Raw genomic sequence first — 2,500 nt, 5'->3', positions numbered from 1 at the left:
ACATTCTGGAAAGTTTGGCCATAGCGGGTGACAGCCCCGTATGCGAAAATGAAACATCAGGACTCGAGTAGGGCGGGACACGTGAAATCCTGTCTGAACATGGGGGGACCACCCTCCAAGCCTAAATACTCGTACATGACCGATAGCGAACAAGTACCGTGAGGGAAAGGTGAAAAGCACCCCGATGAGGGGAGTGAAACAGTACCTGAAACCGAATGCTTACAATCAGTTGGAGGGCCTTCGTGGCCTGACAGCGTACCTCTTGTATAATGGGTCAGTGACTTAATCTATCAAGCAAGCTTAAGCCGTTAGGTGTAGGCGCAGCGAAAGCGAGTCTGAATAGGGCGACTGAGTTTGATGGATTAGACCCGAAACCCGGCGATCTAGGCATGACCAGGCTGAAGGTGCGGTAACACGCACTGGAGGGCCGAACCGTTCAATGTTGAAAAATTGTCGGATGAGTTGTGTTTAGGGGTGAAAGGCCAATCAAGCCGGGAAATAGCTGGTTCTCCGCGAAAACTATTTAGGTAGTGCCTCGGACGTTTTCCGATGGGGGTAGAGCACTGGATGGGCTAGGGGGTCGCGAGATCTACCAAACCTAACCAAACTCCGAATACCATCGAGTTAATCCGGGAGACAGACGGCGGGTGCTAAGGTCCGTCGTCAAAAGGGAAACAGCCCTAACCTACAGCTAAGGTCCCCAAATCGTATCTAAGTGGGAAAGCATGTGGGATTTCCAAAACAACCAGGAGGTTGGCTTAGAAGCAGCCATCCTTTAAAGAAAGCGTAACAGCTCACTGGTCTAAATAAGAGATCCTGCGGCGAAAATGTAACGGGGCTCAAGATACGTACCGAAGCTTAGGGTTTGGATCTTTGATCCAAGCGGTAGCGGAGCGTTCCGTAAGCCGATGAAGCCGAAGGGTAACCGACGGTGGAGGTATCGGAAGTGCGAATGCTGACATGAGTAGCGATAAAGAGGGTGAGATGCCCTCTCGCCGAAATCCCAAGGGTTCCTGCTTAAAGCTAATCTGAGCAGGGTGAGCCGGCCCCTAAGACGAGCCCGAAGGGGGTAGTCGATGGGAACCACGTTAATATTCGTGGGCCTGGAGGTGTGTGACGGATGGCGTAAGTTGTCAGGCCTTATTGGATTGGTCTGGCTTCGAAGTTGTCCCAGGAAATAGCCCCTCCGTATAGACCGTACCCTAAACCGACACAGGTGGGATGGTAGAGTATACCAAGGCGCTTGAGAGAAGTGTACTGAAGGAACTCGGCAAATTACCTCCGTAACTTCGGGAGAAGGAGGCCCTGTATGCGGGCAACCGTGTGCAGGGGGCACAAGCCAGGGGGTAGCGACTGTTTAGCAAAAACACAGGGCTCTGCTAAGTCGGCTTCAAGACGACGTATAGGGCCTGACGCCTGCCCGGTGCTGGAAGGTTAAGAGGAGGAGTGCAAGCTCTGAATTGAAGCCCCAGTAAACGGCGGCCGTAACTATAACGGTCCTAAGGTAGCGAAATTCCTTGTCGGGTAAGTTCCGACCTGCACGAATGGCGTAACGACTTCCCCACTGTCTCCAGTACATGCTCAGCGAAATTGAATTCTCCGTGAAGATGCGGAGTACCCGCGGTTAGACGGAAAGACCCCGTGCACCTTTACTGCAGCTTCAGAGTGGCATTAGGAAAGAACTGTGTAGCATAGGTGGGAGGCTTTGAAGCGACGGCGCCAGCTGTCGTGGAGCCATAGGTGAAATACCACCCTGTTGTTTTCTGATGTCTAACCTAGCACCGTTATCCGGTGCAGGGACCCTCTGTGGCGGGTAGTTTGACTGGGGCGGTCGCCTCCTAAAGAGTAACGGAGGCGCGCGATGGTGGGCTCAGGACGGTTGGAAACCGTCTGTTAGAGTGCAATGGCATAAGCCCGCCTGACTGCGAGACTGACGAGTCGAGCAGAGACGAAAGTCGGTCATAGTGATCCGGTGGTCCCTCGTGGAAGGGCCATCGCTCAACGGATAAAAGGTACGCCGGGGATAACAGGCTGATGATTCCCAAGAGCTCATATCGACGGAATCGTTTGGCACCTCGATGTCGGCTCATCACATCCTGGGGCTGGAGCAGGTCCCAAGGGTTTGGCTGTTCGCCAATTAAAGTGGTACGTGAGCTGGGTTCAGAACGTCGCGAGACAGTTTGGTCCCTATCTGCCGTGGGCGTCGATAATTGAGAGGAGTTGACCCTAGTACGAGAGGACCGGGTTGAACATACCTCTGGTGTACCTGTCATTCCGCCAGGAGTGCAGCAGGGTAGCTATGTATGGACGGGATAACCGCTGAAAGCATCTAAGCGGGAAGCCTCCCTCAAGATAAGTTATCATCGAGTCGTGGAAGACCACCACGTTGATAGGCCGGGTGTGGAAGTGCAGTAATGCATGAAGCTAACCGGTCCTAATTACTCTGTTCGCGCTTGAGAGTTCCACCATCAATGACAACGTTGGAAACAACGTCATGGGT

1 rRNA gene (cut by a window edge) is annotated in these 2,500 nt (G+C 53.2%); it reads left to right on the top strand.

Features of this window, described 5'->3' with window-relative positions:
* Positions 1 to 2,458: ribosomal RNA gene (locus tag QUB10_RS33675) — 23S ribosomal RNA — on the top strand; it begins 333 nt to the left of the window's first position.
* The last annotated feature ends 42 nt before the right edge of the window (positions 2,459 to 2,500 follow it).

The organism is Microcoleus sp. B5-D4 (assembly GCF_036705145.1).
Lineage (GTDB): Bacteria > Cyanobacteriota > Cyanobacteriia > Cyanobacteriales > Microcoleaceae > Microcoleus.
Note: the sequence above shows the minus strand (reverse complement) of the source record. Positions and strands in the feature narration are given on the sequence as shown.